Annotated in this window: 14 protein-coding genes; 6 read left to right on the forward strand and 8 right to left on the reverse strand. The window is 72.3% G+C overall.

Annotated features, from left to right (window positions below; translation table 11 throughout):
• The 3 genes from C1A33_RS09040 to C1A33_RS09050 form a co-directional block, all read left to right on the forward strand.
• A partial coding sequence (locus tag C1A33_RS09040; protein WP_101831071.1) for a class I adenylate-forming enzyme family protein occupies positions 1-1,022 on the forward strand: 1,022 nt, incomplete at its 5' end.
• The gene (locus C1A33_RS09045; protein WP_101831072.1) at positions 1,019-2,035 is read left to right on the forward strand and encodes a TIGR03617 family F420-dependent LLM class oxidoreductase; all 1,017 of its coding nucleotides are present in this window, start codon (positions 1,019-1,021) and stop codon (positions 2,033-2,035) included. The genes C1A33_RS09040 and C1A33_RS09045, both read left to right, overlap by 4 nt.
• A gap of 35 nt (positions 2,036-2,070) precedes the next feature.
• Positions 2,071-3,630 carry an AMP-binding protein gene (locus C1A33_RS09050; protein ID WP_101831073.1) on the forward strand — a complete coding sequence of 520 codons (1,560 nt, stop codon included), beginning with the start codon at positions 2,071-2,073 and terminating at the stop codon, positions 3,628-3,630.
• An 85-nt stretch (positions 3,631-3,715) separates the two neighbouring features.
• On the opposite strand, the gene C1A33_RS09055 is transcribed toward C1A33_RS09050, so the two are convergent.
• From C1A33_RS09055 to C1A33_RS09065, 3 genes are read right to left on the reverse strand one after another with little or no spacing between them, the layout of a single operon-like run.
• Entirely contained in the window at positions 3,716-4,903 is a 1,188-nt protein-coding gene (locus C1A33_RS09055) for a thiolase family protein (protein WP_243407342.1), read from the reverse strand.
• The gene (locus C1A33_RS09060; protein WP_101831074.1) at positions 4,900-5,391 is read right to left on the reverse strand and encodes a Zn-ribbon domain-containing OB-fold protein; all 492 of its coding nucleotides are present in this window, start codon (positions 5,389-5,391) and stop codon (positions 4,900-4,902) included. The genes C1A33_RS09055 and C1A33_RS09060 overlap by 4 nt, the downstream gene beginning before the upstream one ends.
• A 54-nt stretch (positions 5,392-5,445) precedes the next feature.
• Positions 5,446-6,294, reverse strand: coding sequence for an enoyl-CoA hydratase-related protein (locus C1A33_RS09065; protein WP_243407343.1), 849 nt, complete (start codon positions 6,292-6,294; stop codon positions 5,446-5,448).
• Positions 6,295-6,390: 96 nt separating this feature from the next.
• On the opposite strand from C1A33_RS09065, the gene C1A33_RS09070 reads away from it, so the two are divergent.
• Positions 6,391-7,563, forward strand: coding sequence for an amidohydrolase family protein (locus C1A33_RS09070; protein ID WP_207770230.1), 1,173 nt, complete (start codon positions 6,391-6,393; stop codon positions 7,561-7,563).
• Positions 7,564-7,688: 125 nt separating this feature from the next.
• On the opposite strand, the gene C1A33_RS09075 is transcribed toward C1A33_RS09070, so the two are convergent.
• The 5 genes from C1A33_RS09075 to C1A33_RS09095 form a co-directional block, all read right to left on the reverse strand.
• A complete protein-coding gene (locus tag C1A33_RS09075; RefSeq protein WP_101831083.1) occupies positions 7,689-8,558 on the reverse strand; it encodes an enoyl-CoA hydratase-related protein in 870 nt (289 codons plus the stop codon).
• A gap of 82 nt (positions 8,559-8,640) precedes the next feature.
• Positions 8,641-9,792 carry a thiolase family protein gene (locus tag C1A33_RS09080; RefSeq protein WP_101831076.1) on the reverse strand — a complete coding sequence of 384 codons (1,152 nt, stop codon included), beginning with the start codon at positions 9,790-9,792 and terminating at the stop codon, positions 8,641-8,643.
• Entirely contained in the window at positions 9,789-10,220 is a 432-nt protein-coding gene (locus C1A33_RS09085) for a Zn-ribbon domain-containing OB-fold protein (RefSeq protein ID WP_101831077.1), read from the reverse strand. The genes C1A33_RS09080 and C1A33_RS09085 overlap by 4 nt, the downstream gene beginning before the upstream one ends.
• A gap of 126 nt (positions 10,221-10,346) precedes the next feature.
• The gene (locus C1A33_RS09090) at positions 10,347-10,760 is read right to left on the reverse strand and encodes a MaoC family dehydratase (RefSeq protein ID WP_101831078.1); all 414 of its coding nucleotides are present in this window, start codon (positions 10,758-10,760) and stop codon (positions 10,347-10,349) included.
• Positions 10,757-11,233, reverse strand: coding sequence for an FAS1-like dehydratase domain-containing protein (locus tag C1A33_RS09095; protein ID WP_101831079.1), 477 nt, complete (start codon positions 11,231-11,233; stop codon positions 10,757-10,759). The genes C1A33_RS09090 and C1A33_RS09095 overlap by 4 nt, the downstream gene beginning before the upstream one ends.
• A 258-nt stretch (positions 11,234-11,491) precedes the next feature.
• Between C1A33_RS09095 and C1A33_RS09100 the strand changes: the two genes are divergently transcribed.
• Positions 11,492-12,025 carry an ABC transporter substrate-binding protein gene (locus C1A33_RS09100; RefSeq protein WP_243407344.1) on the forward strand — a complete coding sequence of 178 codons (534 nt, stop codon included), beginning with the start codon at positions 11,492-11,494 and terminating at the stop codon, positions 12,023-12,025.
• Positions 12,026-12,064: 39 nt separating this feature from the next.
• The coding region (locus C1A33_RS09105) for a bifunctional acetate--CoA ligase family protein/GNAT family N-acetyltransferase (RefSeq protein ID WP_101831080.1) at positions 12,065-14,244 on the forward strand (2,180 nt) is incomplete at its 3' end.

A 14,244-nucleotide genomic window follows, 5' to 3' on the forward strand; every position in this document is an offset into this window, starting at 1 on the left:
TGCACACCTCCGGCACCACCGGTCTGCCCAAGGCGGTCCACTACCGGCAGCGGCCGCTCGCCGCCCGGGTGGAGGTCTACCGCACCCTCATCCCGCTCGGGCCCGGCGACGTGTTCGTCTCGGTGGCCGGGTTCCACCACATCGCCGGGGCCGGCAACCTCGCGGTCGCGCTCGGCGCCGGCAGCGCGATCGTCGCGTTCGGCTGGTTCACCGTCTCCGCCTGGCGCGAGCTCGACGGCCTGGGGATCACGCACGCGCTGATGATCCCGCCGATGATCGAGATGCTGCTGGCGGCGGACGCCCTGCCGCTGCCGGGGCTGCGCACCCTGACCTACGGCGGCTCGCCGATCCGCCCGCAGACCCTGGCGCGCACCGTCGACGTGCTGCCCGACGTGCGGATCACCAACCTGTTCGGGCAGACCGAGGGCTCGCCGCTGTGCGCGTTGACCTCCGCCGACCACGACGCGATCCGGGCCGGCGACACCGACCTGCTGGCCACCGTGGGCCGCCCGGTGCCGGGCCTGGAGCTGCGCATCGACGCCCCCGACGGGGAGGGGGTCGGCGAGGTGGTCGTGCGCGGTCCGCACCTGTTCGCCGGCGGGCCGGACGGCTGGCACCGCACCGGCGACCTCGGCTCCGTCGACGACCGCGGCTACGTCCACCTCGTCGGGCGCACCGGTGACACGATCTCCCGCGGCGGCGAGATCGTCCGGCCGGTCCAGGTCGAGGATGTGCTGCGCACCCACCCGGGCGTCGCCGACGTCGCGGTCGCCGGGGTGGCGGACGAGCGGCTCGGCGAGGAGATCGGCGCCTGGGTGGTGCCCGCCGACCCCGCGGCGCCGCCGGCGTTCGACGAGCTGGCCGCCTACGCCCGGGAGCGCCTGGCCGGCTTCAAGATCCCGCGCGTCTGGTCCACCGTCCGTGAGCTGCCCAAGAACGCCAACGGCAAGGTGCTGCGGCGGGTGCTGCGTGACAGCGCCTCCTCAGACGAGCTGGCTCCCTCAACCGAAGGAACCCGATGAAGATCGACTCAACGCTCACGAAGGACATCGACGTCACGGCCTCCGCCGCCCGTGAGATCGAGCAGGCCGGCTACGACGGGCTGTGGGTCGGCGAGACCAAGCACGACCCGTTCCTGCAGGTGTTCCAGGCGCTGCAGGCCACCGAGAACATCACGGTGGGCACGTCCATCGCGATCGCGTTCGCCCGTACCCCGATGACGACCGCGAACGTCGCCTACGACCTCGCGCGCCACGCCAGGGGCCGGTTCGTGCTCGGGCTCGGCTCCCAGGTCAAGCCGCACATCGAGCGCCGCTTCTCGATGCCGTGGTCGAGCCCGGCCGCCCGGATGCGCGAGTTCGTGCTGGCGCTCAAGGCGATCTGGACCGCCTGGCAGGAGGAGAGCAAGCTCGACTTCCAGGGCGAGTTCTACACCCACACCCTGATGACCCCGTTCTTCGCGCCGCCGCCGCACCCGGCCGGCCCGCCGCCGGTGTTCGTCGCCGGCGTGAACACGGTGATGACCGAGATCGCCGGCGAGGTCGCCGACGGCTTCTTCATCCACCCGTTCACCACCCCCCGCTACCTGGAGGAGGTCACCCTGCCGGCGCTGCGGCGTGGGCGGGAGAAGACCGGGAAGACCCTGGAGGGCTTCGAGATCGCCGGGCCGTCGTTCGTCGCCGTCGGGCGCACCGAGCAGGAGCTGGCCACCGCGATCGCCGGCACCAAGGCCCAGATCGCCTTCTACGCCTCGACCCCGGCCTACCGGGCCGTGCTGGAGCTGCACGGCTGGGGCGAGCTGCAGCCGGAGCTCACCCGGTTGACCAAGGAAGGCAAGTGGGAGTCGATGGCCGATCTCATCGACGACGAGATGCTGCACACGTTCGCGATCGTCGGCGGCCCCGACGAGATCGGCCCGGCGCTGATCGCGAAGCTCGGCGCCGTCGCGACCCGGCTCACCTTCTACGCGACCTACAAGACCGACCCCGAGCTGCTGCCCGAGCTGCTGCGCCAGGTCCGTGCAGCCGACCAGTAGAATTAGCTAAATTATTCTACGTGTGGAAGGTGCGCATGCCAGCGACCCGCCTCACCTTCGGTGACGTCCTTCGGGACCACCGCCGCTCCTACCCTGACCGCGTCGCCCTGGTCGACGGCGACACCCGCCTGACCTGGCCCGAGCTCGACGACCGGGTCAACCGGCTCGCCAACGCGCTGCGCGGCGCGGGCGTAGGGCAGGACGACCGCGTCCTGTGGCTCGGGCAGAACTCCAGCCGCGTCTACGAGCTGCTCGGTGCCGCCGCCAAGCTCGGCGCGATGGTCTGTCCCGGCTACTGGCGCTGGTCGCCGGCCGAGATGGCCTTCGCGATCGACGACTTCAGCCCCACGGTGATCATCTGGCAGGACACCGAGATCGGCGAGACGGTGCGCGCCGCCCGGGAGCGCGCCACCCATCAGGCGCTGTGGATCCAGCACGACGCCGCCGGTCCCGGCACCTACGAGGACTTCCTCGCCAGCGGGGACGCGACCGACCCCGACCTCGAGATCTCCCCGGACTCGGCGCTGCTGGTCATCTACACCGCCGCGATCACCGGCCGGCAGTGCGGGTCGCTGATCACCCAGAACAACCTGATCAGCATGGGCGTCTCCGTCGCCGGTGTCGGCGACATCGACGCCGACGCCGTGTTCCTCAACACCGGCCCGATGTTCCACATCGGCAACTTCCAGTTCTTCGGCATCCCGACGTTCCTCGTCGCCGGGACGAACGTCGTCCTGCGCCGGGTCGACGCGCAGGAGGTGCTCACCGTCCTCGAGGCCGAGCACGTCACCCACGCCTACCTGATGCCGGCCACGATCGCCGAGCTGATCAAGCTCAACGAGGCCGACGAGAAGGACCTCTCGGCGCTGCACGCCACCTTCGCCGGCCCGCTGTGGAACGGTGTGATCAAGGACGACCCGAGCCGGTTCGCCCGTTACGGCGGCGGCATCGGCCAGGGTTACGGCCAGACCGAGCTGACCGGCATGCAGATCCTGCGCGGCTTCGGCCTCGGCGGGGCGAACGCCGGGCGGCCCAACCCGCTGCTGCAGATCCGGCTGCTCGACGCGGACGGCAACGAGGTTCCCGACGGCGAGCCCGGCGAGATCTGCGCCCGCGGCGACGTCGTCCACCTCGGCTACTGGAACCGGCCCGAGGTCAATGCCGAGCGCTGGGCGCACGGCTGGTGGCACACCCGCGACCTGGGCAGGCGCGAGCCCGACGGCAGCATCACCTTCGTCGGCACCCTCACCCGCATGATCAAGTCCGGGGCGGAGAACATCTTCCCGGCCGAGGTCGAGCAGGCCCTGACCCGGCACCCGGCGGTCCGCGAGGCCGCCGTCATCGGCATCCCCAACGAGCGGTGGCTGCAGGACGTCAAGGCCGTCGTCGTGCTCGCGGACGGCGCCACCGCCACCGAGGCGGAGCTCATCGAGCACGTCCGCGGCGAGATCGCGACCTACAAGAAGCCGAAGACCATCGAGTTCACCGAGGCCATCCCCCGCACCGCGGCCGGCGCGACGGACTACGAGGCCCTCGACGCGGCCTACGGCGGCGGCAACTACCCCGGCGGCACCTCGCTGGGCGCCGGCCGCTGAGCCAGTACGACCGAGTACGACCGAGTACGACCAGCAACGCGCATGAGGGCGGTCCCGCGGGACCGCCCTCGTCTCGTCGTGCCCCTCAGTCCGCGCGGCGCAGGGTCAGGCCCTGGGCGTTGAAGAAGAAGCCGCCGAGGGTGAGCAGGGCGCGCTTCGCGTCCGGCACCTGGCGTTCGCCGGCGAGGCCCTGCAACTGGTGCACGGCCTCGCGGACGTGGCCCGAACCCTGGGTGCCCCCCTCGGACAGCGCCCCGCCGTGCGGGTTGACCGGGATTCGCCCGTCGATGAGGATCTTCCCCGTAGCCGGGTCGCGGTGCTGCTCCAGGAACGAACCGGCCTCGCCCGGCTTGCACCAGCCGGCGTTCTCGAACCAGTTCAGCGTGATGATCGTGAACCCGTCGTACGGGAAGAACACGTCCACGTCGTCCAGCCAGAAGGAGCTGCGCGCCCGCAGCGCGTTCACCGTGACGTGCTGGCCGTGGTGGCGCAGGCTGTCGGTCTGCTCCTCCTCGTTGTGCGCGGTGGCGCCGAGGGCGACCGCGTCGACGAGGACCGCCGGCAGCGGCAGGTCGGCGGCCCGCTCGGCGGTGGTGATGACGAACGCGTCCGCGCCGTCGACCGGCACATCCATGTCGAGCAGGCTCAGCGGCCAGCGGATCATGCGGGCGCCGAGGTAGTCGTCCATCGTGATCGGCGTGCGCATGGCCGCCGCGGGGTTGGCCGCCGCGTTCGCCCGGTCGTTGATCGCGACGTAGCCGAAGTGCTCCTTCGGCACCCCGAACTCGTGGATGTAGCGCGACGCCCAGGCGGTGTAGCCGACGCTGCCGAACAGCGACTCCGGCGCCGGCGACACCCCGGCCGTCCCGGACGAACGGCGAAACGGATCCTTCAGCGAGGACATCGTGTTCCACGGCAGCCGGTAGGCGGTGTGGTAGGCGAGCACCACGTCGCACAGGCCCGAGTGCACCGCGGACACCGCCGCCGCCACCTGGTTGCCGAACGGCATCGCCGGGTTGGCGAACCAGCTCACCTCGGGAATGCCGAGAGCCGACTGCATCGTCGGCGCCGGCACCAGCGACCCGCAGACGCCGTCGACGTCGGCGGCGGTGAGCCCGCACTGGCGCAGCACGTCGATGCTGGCCTGCGCGGTCAGCGACAGCATGCTGCGGCCGGAGTTGCGCGGCACGAAACCGGTCGTCGCGGCCCCGGCGAAGGCGACCCTGTCCCTCAGCGGGTTACGGTCCCGCATCGGATTGCGCGCGGCGCTCATGCGGACTCTCCCCCGGCCGAACCGGCCGCCTCGACGACGCGAAAGACGGGCAGCGGCGCGCCGCCTCGGTCGATCCACTCCAGCGCGACACGGTCACCGACGCGGACCCGCTCCCGGTCGGCGTCGACCACCGTGCTGGTGAAGCGCAGGCCGGGCTGCTCGTCGAGGTCCACCGTGACCACCGGATGCGGGGTCGCGTAGTCGACCCCGGGAGCCGGCGGGCCCTGGTGCAGGAAGATCGCCAGATGCACCGTGCCGGTACCGGCGACCTCGGTCGCGACCACGTTCGACGACCAGCAGGCCGGGCACACCGGCCGCGGCGGCTGATGCCAGGTGCCGCAGTCCCCACAACGGTTGATCAGGAGCCGGTGCGCGAGCCGGCCGCGGTAGTGCGCGGCACTGTCGTGATCGACCGGCTGGCCGGGGAAGCGGGCGAGCAGTTCCTCGTCCGACACCTGCCCCGCGGCGGCCGTCGCCGTCTCGGTCATGTCTGCCTCCATAACTGCATTCCCAATGGCGGGGTTCCCATGGCGGGGTTCCCGTCAGGCTGGCGGGCGCGGGAAGGGCTCGGGGGTGATGTCCAGCACCGCGGCCGGGTCGAAGTCCGCCGGCAGCGGGCGGAAGTTCGGCGGGCGGCGCTCCTTGAAGCTCGCCACCCCCTCGACCATGTCCGGCTGGGAGTTCATGAACGCCATCGCCGCGAACGAGCGGCGCAGCCCCTCGTTGAAGTCGACGTCGAGGTCGGCGTAGACCTGCTGGCGGATGACGGACATCGCCGTCGGCGCGCAGTTCACGGCCAGGTCGCGGGCGTAGGCGAGGGCGTCGGTCAGCGTCTGGTCCGGCTCGCTCAGCCGGCTGACCAGGCCGAGGGCGTGCGCCTCCTCGGCGAGGAACGTGCGCGCGGACAGCAGCAGGTCCAGCGCGTTCTCGGTGCCGATCAGCCGGGGCAGCACCCAGGCGAGGTTGTACTCGGCCGACAGGCCGCGCCGGGAGAACGCGGTGGTGAACTTGGCGCCGCGCACCGCGAAGCGGACGTCGCACTGCAGCGCCTGGACCAGGCCGATGCCCGCGCAGGCACCGTTGATCGCGGCGATCAGCGGCTTCGGGAACAGCCGCGGGGTGTACTGCGGGCGGCGGTCGGCGATCCGCAGGCCCTGGCCGGCGTTCGAGGTCAGCCGGCTCATCGCGAGACCCGGGCAGAACGAGCGGCCGGCGCCGGTCAGCACCACGACGCGCACCGCCGGGTCGACCGCGGCCGCGTCGAGCACGGCGAAGTAGGCGTTCTCCATGTTCGGCGACCACCCGTTGCGGTTCTCCGGGTCGTCGAGGGTGACAGTCATCACGCCGACGTCGTCAACCTCGTGTCGTACCAGCTCAGGGCCGTCGGCCACCTGCCACCACCTCGGATCGCCGTGGACAAAATAATTAAGATGATTGTACGGTATTGGGGCTGGCTCGCGACGGGCCAGAGGTTCGAGGAGGCGACCGTGGCACGAGTTTTCGACTGCGACCAGCACATGTACGAGACGGAGGACGCGTTCACGCGGCACATCGCCCCCGAGTGGGCGACCCGCACCGTCAAGCCCGTCAAGATGCACGACGGTACGGACGCCATCCTGATGGGCGAGCGACTCCTCGTGGCGGTGGAGGCCGAGTTCCACAAGGCCTACAAGCCCGGCTCGCTCAAGGAGATGCTCAAGCAGATGAGCACCGGGGCGCCGGCCGAGACCTACATGTTCGAGGACATGCGCACCGAGTACCAGAACCGCGACGCCCGCCTCGCGGAGATGGACCGCCAGGGCCTCGACGGGACGATCATGTACCCGGGCAGCTGGGGCCTGATGGCCGAGGCCCACATGTCCGACAAGCCGGACATGCTGTTCGCGAACCTGCACTCCTTCAACCTCTACATGGACGAGGAGTGGGGCTACGCCTACCAGAACCGGATCTTCGCCCCGGCCACGCTGTCGCTGCGCGACGTGGACAAGGCCGTCGAGGAGCTCGAGTTCGTCCTCGACCGCGGCGCCCGGTTCATCCTGCTGCCGACCGGCCCGGCCTACGGCCGCAGCCCCGGTGACCCCTACTTCGACCCGTTCTGGTCCCGGGTGAACGAGGCGAAGGCCACCGTCTGCTTCCACATCACCGAGAACTACTACAACGCGCAGCTCGCGCCGGCCTGGGGCCACGACCCCGACCCCATCCACTTCCGGATGTCGGCGTGGCAGTGGCAGCACACCTACGGCGAGCGCCCGATCCAGGAGACGGTCTCCGCGCTGATCTTCGACAACCTGTTCGGCCGCTTCCCGAACATCCAGGTGCTGGCCAGCGAGTTCGGCGCCTCCTGGGTGCCGCACTTCGTCACCCACATGGACAAGAGCCGGGGCATGGGCCGCAACGGCCCGTGGATCGGCGGCCCGCTCGCCGAGCGGCCCAGCCAGGTCTTCCGCCACCACGTGCGCGTCGTCCCCTACCCGGAGGACAACCCGGTGGAGATCATCCGCCAGCTCGGCTTCCACGAGAGCATCGTCATGGGCTCCGACTGGCCGCACGCCGAGGGTCTCGCCGAGCCCGCCGACTTCCGCAAGCTGCTCGACGGCCTCGACGAGTCCGCCAAGGACGACATCATGTACAACACCGGCGCGGGGCTCGTCGCCCGCTGAGCACCGGCCGCCGCGGGAGCCCGTCGCCGCCGCCCGGCGGCGGGCCCCGCGGCGGTCCAGACCACGGCGGGACCGTCGGCGGCGGCCCACCTGATCATCTACCGGGCCGCCGGGGGCGGCCGGCGTCACGGAGCGTTCTCGCCCAGGTCGATCCGGGGGTGGTCCTTCGGGAGTCCCTCGAACTGCGGCGCGCGGCGCTCCTGGAACGAGCGGACGCCCTCGGCGTAGTCGGCGCGCTTGCGGGCCTCGACGAGGATCTCGTTGGAGCGCAGCCGCGCCTGCTCCAGCGTCGCCGTCTGGTCGGCGGCCAGCTGCTGCTTGATCTGGGCCGCCGCCCACGGCGAGACGTTGCGGGCCACGTCGGTGGCCCACTCCAGCGCCGCCGGCAGCAGCTCGTCGGGCTCCAGCAGCCGCTGGGCGAGCCCGAGGCGCACGGCCTCGTCGCCGCGCACCACCCGCGAGGACATCAGCAGGTCCGCCGCGCTGCCCGCGCCGACGAGCCGTGGCAGCAGCCAGCTCACCGCGTCCTCCGACGACAGGCCGCGGCGGCTGAACGACGGCGTCCACTTCGACCGCGCGGTGGTGAAACGCAGGTCCGCCATGAGCGCCTGGACGAACCCGATGCCGGCGCACGCGCCGTCGATGGCCGCGATGATCGGCTTGGGCACCGTACGCGCGGTCGTCTGCGGGCGGCGCTGCGGCCGTTTGAACGTCGGGTCCGACGACGAGCGGCGCAGGATCGCCAGGTCCATCCCCGGGCAGAACGTCCCGCCGGCGCCGGTCAGCACGATCGCCCGGACCTCCGGGTCGGCCGTGGCCTCGTCGAGCAGCGTGTAGTAGCGCCCCTCCATGTCGTAGGCCCACGAGTTGTGCCGGCCGGGACGGTTGAGGGTGAGCACCAGCACGCCGTCGTCGGTGAGCTCGCGCAGGACGAGCTCCTCCTCCGGCGTCTCAGGCTGCTCGGGCTTCTCAGGCTGCTCGGCTGTCTGTGTCACGTCCACGCCTCCCAGGTACTCGGTTCCGAACCGGAACCGGCCGCGGACGCCGGGGCGCCGCGGCCGGTCGGTTCGTCGGGGTTCAGCGAGACAGAATCGTCACCGCGGAGGCGCCGGGCGCGCCATACAGGTGGGTGTAGCCGACCCGCGGGTCGCCGGCGATCTGGCGGTCACCGGCCCGGCCCTGCAGCTGCAGGACGATCTCGCGGATCTGGCGCAGTCCGGAGGCGCCGATCGGCTCGCCGTTGGCGATCAGGCCGCCGTCGGTGTTCACCGGCAGCCGGCCGGTCAGCTCGGTGGCGCCCTCGGCGATCCACTTCTCCTGCTCGCCGTCCGCGCAGAAGCCGTTCTCGGCCATGTGGATGACCTCGGAGCCGGCGTCGGTGTCCTGCAGCTGGGCGACGTTCACGTCGTCCGGGCCGATGCCGGCGACCTCGTAGGCGGCCTTCGACGCGTCGACCGACGGGCTCGGCGCGCTCTCGAGCGGCAGCGACGGGCTCTGCACCTCGAACGCGCCTGGCCGGCGGCTGCGCAGCTCCGCCGCGCGGACGAAGACCGGGGTGGAGGTGTAGCGGTGAGCCTGGTCGGCACGGGCGAGCACCAGCGCCGCGGCGCCCTCGTCCGGTCCGCAGTACATGTAGCGGGTCAGCGGGTAGTTGACGATCTCGGAGTCGAGGATCGCCTCCGGGGTCATCGGGGTGCGCCGCCAGGCCTGCGGGTTGCGCGCGCCGTTGGCGAAGTTCTTCGAGGCGACCTTCGCGAGCGTCTCCCGCGAGATGCCGTGCTGCTGCATGTAGCGGTTGATCTTCATGCCGAAGAAGTGCGTGGTCAGGAACATGCCGGTCTGGCCGTACCAGGCCGGCAGGCCAAGGATCGACGGGTCACCGGAGAACGCGCCGCGCGGATGCTTGTCCATCCCGATCGCCATCGCGAGATCGGCCTCGCCGTACTGGATGGCCTTGGCGGCCATCTGCAGCGAGGTGCCGCCGGTCGCGCAGCCGTTGAACACCGCCCGCACCGGGATGCCGGTCAGGCCCAGCAGGCCCACGATCGAGTCCGGGTTGGAAACCTCGTGCGAGCCGACGAACGCGCTCTGCACGTCCTTCCACTCGGCCCCCGCGTCGGCCAGCGCGTCACGGGCGGCCTGCGCGCCCATCTCCAGGCACTGCGTGCCCGGGTAGCGGCCGAACGGGAACAGGCCCACTCCGACGATCGCGACGTCCACGCCACTCATGCGGCACCTTCCCCACTGGTCGACGCGCCGTCCGCGACGGGGGCGAACGCGAATGTCAGGATCTCCGTGCCGTCCGGACGCGTCACGTACGGCACGACGGTCAGTTCCATCTCCTGGCCGACCCGCAGCTTCGCGGGGTCGGCCTCGGTCAGGCGCGCCTCGACCAGCAGCTCGCCGGGAAGCTCGATGTAGCCCACCGCGTACGGCACGTGCGTCTTCGGGTTCGGGTCGCCGTCGTACGGGGGCGACGGCGGCGGGAACTGCTGGGTGGTGAAGGTCCACAGCGTGCCGCGCCGGCTGAGCAACCGGGTCGGGTCACCGGGCCGCGGCGGGAAGGAGATCACCCCGTCCCGCTCGGACGCGATCAGCCGGGGCTCGTCGGACGGCCAGGTGAACAGGTTCTCGGCCACAGGTTGCTGCGTCGGCATGGTCTAAATAATAGCGACGAGTTATCTAACTTGCCCGTCTTCGTTCCGCCGCCGGACAGCCGGCGGACCGGCGGCGGCGGGCCCCCTGGCCTGGGGACACGCCGCCGCGGGGCGGGCGCCGGCCGACTAGGACAGCGCCGCGGCCGCGTAGCCGCTGACGACCTGGACGCCGTCGCCGTTGACGGTGACGACCTCCAGCTCGACGACCGCGCGGCCGTCCTCCTCCTTGACGTCGGTCACCGTCAGGGTGGAGGTGAGCCTGTCGCCCGGCCAGACCTGGCTACGGAAACGGACGCCGTAGCGCAGCAGCTCGCCGTCGCCGACGAAGTCCGTCACGGCCTTGCCGGTCAACCCCATGGTGAGCATGCCGTGCGCGAACACACCCGGGTAGCCGGCGCCCTCGCGGGCGTAGAGATCGTCGGTGTGCAGCGGGTTGTAGTCGCCGGAGGCGCCCGCGTACATGACGATCTGGGTCCGGGTGAGGTCCTCGGTGAGGACCGTCTCGACGGTGTCGCCGACGGCGATCTGGCGGGCGCTCATCGGGCGGCCGCCGCGTCCGCCGCCGGGCTCTCGACGACCTGCGACGGGATCACGCGCACCGCGCGCGCCGTCACGACCAGCTCGCCGGCCGCGTCGCGGAACTCCGTGACGATCTCCTCGAAGACCATCTTCCCGCCGCGGCGACCCGACTTCTCCCACGACTTGCCGGGCGTCGTGGTCGCGGTCAGCACGTCACCGACGCGCACCGGCCGGTGGTAGACGTAGTGCTGCTCCCCGTGCAGGCCACCGCCGCCCTCCGGCGGCTTCGCGCCACTGGGCGTCTTCCCCGAGCCCAGCCACGGCTCGCCGGGCGTCGGGCGCAGCGGGTAGTCCGGGTCGTACTGCGCACCGGACTGCACGAAGGTCGGCGGCGCCCCGGCCGACGGGTCCGCGTAGGCGGAGTCCGGATAGCCGACGGAGCGGGCAAAGAGCAGGATCTGCCCCGACTCCACCGGGAAGGTATAGCTACTCACCGCTCACCCTCATTCATCAAAATAATACAGATCATTTTTACGATCATAACGCCCCGGCGGGCGCCCGACGCCGCGCCGAAGGGTAGGCAACGAGCCCGGCACCCGCAACCGATCGCCCACCCGGGCAGGCCCAGAGCGGCGCCGAGCACGGCCAGCTGCGGGTCGGCCTGCTCGTCCCGGACACCGGCGAGCTCTCCGGCCCGTTCAGCCCGGCGCGCGCCGGGGCCGAGGCCCGGGTGGCGCTGGCCAACGCCGCCGGTGGCGTCGACGGCCGGCGACGTCCTCGCCGGGGCGCTGCGGGCCGTCCGGGCAGGCGGCGGCGAGGTCCGGGCCGCCTTCGGGCCCGCGGGCTACGACACCGGCCTGCTGCGCGCCTACGGCCCGTCGATCGCCGGGATGGCCGTCTACATGGCCAACAGCCCGTTCGAACTCGGCTCCCCCGCCGTGCGGACCTTCCAGAACGCGATGAACACCTACGCCCCGGAGGCGAGCGAGACGGGCGGCCTGGTCGCGATGCAGGCCTACCTCGCCGCCGACCTGTTCCTGCGCGGCCTCGCCGCCGCCGGCCCCTGCCCGAGCCGGGCGGGCTTCATCGGCGGACTGCGCCAGGTCGCCGACTACACCGCCGGAGGGCTGCTCGCCGAACCGGTGGACCTGCGCACGAACCTCGGCCGGGTCAGTCGCTGCCTCTACTTCGTCCGGGCCACGCACTCCGGCGCGGCGTTCGAGGTCATGCCCGGCGGCGACGGCCCGGACGGCCGGCAGTGGTGCGGCCAGCAGCTCGGCGGCTGACGGGCCCACCGTACTGGCGGGTGGCATAACGTCGCTGTCATGGCTGAGCGCATCCCCTCCGACGGCCCGCCCGACAGCCGCTCCGACGGCTCGGGCTGGACCGCCAGCTGGGAGGGGCCGGCGCTGCTCAACGACGGCCGGTCGGTGCGCATTCGCGAGATCCGGCCGGACGACGCCGACGCCCTGCTCGCCTTCGGCGGTCGGCTGTCCCGGCAGACGATCTCCTACCGCCTGCTCGGGCCGGTGGTCCGCATCGGCCGCGAGGGCCTGCGCGAGTTCGTCGAGGTCGACCGGGACAACCAGATCGCCCTGGTGACGACGCTGGGCTCCGACATCGTGGCGACGGCCCGCTGCGTGCGCTCGGCGGACGACCCGAGCCAGGGCGAGGTCACGTTCACCGTGGAGGACGCCTTCCAGGGCCGCGGCCTCGGGGTGATCCTGCTCGACCGGATCGCCGAGGCCGCTCGCGAGCGCGGCATCGAGACGCTCACCGCCGACGTCCTGCCGGACAACATCCGGATGCTGCGGACCTTCGACGGTTCGGGCTTTCGCCACACGACCAGCTTCGGGCCCGCCGTCGTGCACGTCGACCTGGGCACCGACGCGAACACGAAGACCAGCGCCCGGCTGGACCGGCGCGAGCACACGGCGATCCGGCACTCCCTGGCGCCGCTGTTCGAGCCCCGCACGGTCGCCGTCGTCGGCGCGAGCCGCGAACCCGGCACCATCGGGCACGAGATTCTGCGCAACCTCGCCGAGCAGGGCTTCACCGGCGGCCTCTACCCGGTGAACCCGCACGCGGAGACAATCGCGGGCCTGCCCGCCCATCCGAGCCTGCGTGACGTGCCAGGGCCGGTCGACCTGGTGCTCGTCGCCGTGCCCGCGCCCGCCGTCGAGGACGTCGTACGCCAGGCCGCCGAGGTCGGCGCCGGCGTCGTCGTCGTGGTCTCCACCGGCTTCGGCGAGTCCGGGCCGGAGGGGGTCGTCCGCGAACGGGAGCTCGCGGCGCTCGCCCGCGACAGCGGCATGCGGATGGTCGGCCCGAACTGCATGGGCGTCATGCGCCAGGACGGCACCCGCCGGATGGTGGCGACGTTCGCGCCGGTCATGCCCGGCCCCGGCCCCGCGGCGATGTCCAGCCAGTCCGGCCCGCTCGGGCTCGCCGTGCTCGACCACGCGCACCGCATCGGCCTGGGCTTCTCCGGCTTCGTCTCGATCGGCAACGCCGCCGATGTGTCCACCAACGACCTGCTGCAGTGGTGGGAGGAGGACAGCGCGGTCTCGGTGATCCTGTTGCACCTGGACCGGTTCGGCAACCCGCGCACCTTCGCCCGCATCGCCCGGCGCATCGCCGCCCGCAAGCCGATCGTCGCCATGTACGCCGGCTCGCCGACGCTCGGTGCGCACGCGCGGCGCCGCGGGCGCACCGTCGGTGGCGTCACCGGCTCCGAATCCGCCCTCGACGCCCTGTTCGCGCAGTCCGGCATCATCCGCACCCGCTCCCTGGGCAGCCTGTTCGACGTCGCGCTGCTGCTCGCCCACCAGCCGGTGCCGCCCGGCAACCGGGTCGCCGTCATCACCAACGCGGGCGGACCGGGCGCGCTGACCGCGGACGCGTGCGTCGCCAGCGGGCTGGTGCTCGCCGAGTTCGGCCCGCAGACCCTTCGGACGGTGGGGGACACCGTCGTGCGCCGGCCCGGTTCCGCGCCCGTCGTGGACCTCGGGCCCGGCGCGACCGGGGCGGAGTACCGCGCGGCGCTGTCCGCGGCCCTCGCCGACGAGGGGGTGGACAGCGTGATCGTGCTGTTCATCCCGCCGCTCGTCCGGTACGCCGACGAGGTGGCGACGGCGATCTCCGAGGCCGCCGCCGAGGCACCGAAGAAAACCGTGCTGGCAAGCTTCCTGTCCCAGGCCGGCGCACCAGCGGCGCTGCGCCGCGACGGGCGGACCGTGCCGAGCTACGTGTTCCCCGAGGCCGCCGCGACCGCCCTCGGCGCGGCGGCGGCCTACGGCGCCTGGCGGCGCGAACCCGCCGGAGTGGTGCGCGACCTGCCCGGCTTCGACCGCGCACAGGCCCGCCGTCTTGTCGAGGATCGCCCCGGCGGCCCCCTGTCCGGCGACGACGTCGCCACCCTCCTCACCTGCTACGGCATCCGCCTCGCCTCCCCCACCACCCCGCCCGCCGAGCCCGGGCCCGACGGGGCCAGCGGGGCCGGGGC

Origin of the sequence: Frankia canadensis, from assembly GCF_900197875.1 — a bacterium.
GTDB classification, from domain to species: Bacteria; Actinomycetota; Actinomycetes; order Frankiales; family Frankiaceae; genus Frankia; species Frankia canadensis.

What these genes read in the sequence shown, in the direction of transcription:
- C1A33_RS09045 (WP_101831072.1), top strand. Translation starts at nt 1,019, where the DNA reads ATGAAGATCGACTCAACGCTCACGAAGGACATCGACGTCACGGCCTCC.
- C1A33_RS09050 (WP_101831073.1), top strand. Translation starts at nt 2,071, where the DNA reads ATGCCAGCGACCCGCCTCACCTTCGGTGACGTCCTTCGGGACCACCGC.
- C1A33_RS09055 (WP_243407342.1), bottom strand. Translation starts at nt 4,903, where the DNA reads ATGAGCGCCGCGCGCAATCCGATGCGGGACCGTAACCCGCTGAGGGAC.
- C1A33_RS09060 (WP_101831074.1), bottom strand. Translation starts at nt 5,391, where the DNA reads ATGACCGAGACGGCGACGGCCGCCGCGGGGCAGGTGTCGGACGAGGAA.
- C1A33_RS09080 (WP_101831076.1), bottom strand. Translation starts at nt 9,792, where the DNA reads ATGAGTGGCGTGGACGTCGCGATCGTCGGAGTGGGCCTGTTCCCGTTC.
- C1A33_RS09085 (WP_101831077.1), bottom strand. Translation starts at nt 10,220, where the DNA reads ATGCCGACGCAGCAACCTGTGGCCGAGAACCTGTTCACCTGGCCGTCC.
- C1A33_RS09090 (WP_101831078.1), bottom strand. Translation starts at nt 10,760, where the DNA reads ATGAGCGCCCGCCAGATCGCCGTCGGCGACACCGTCGAGACGGTCCTC.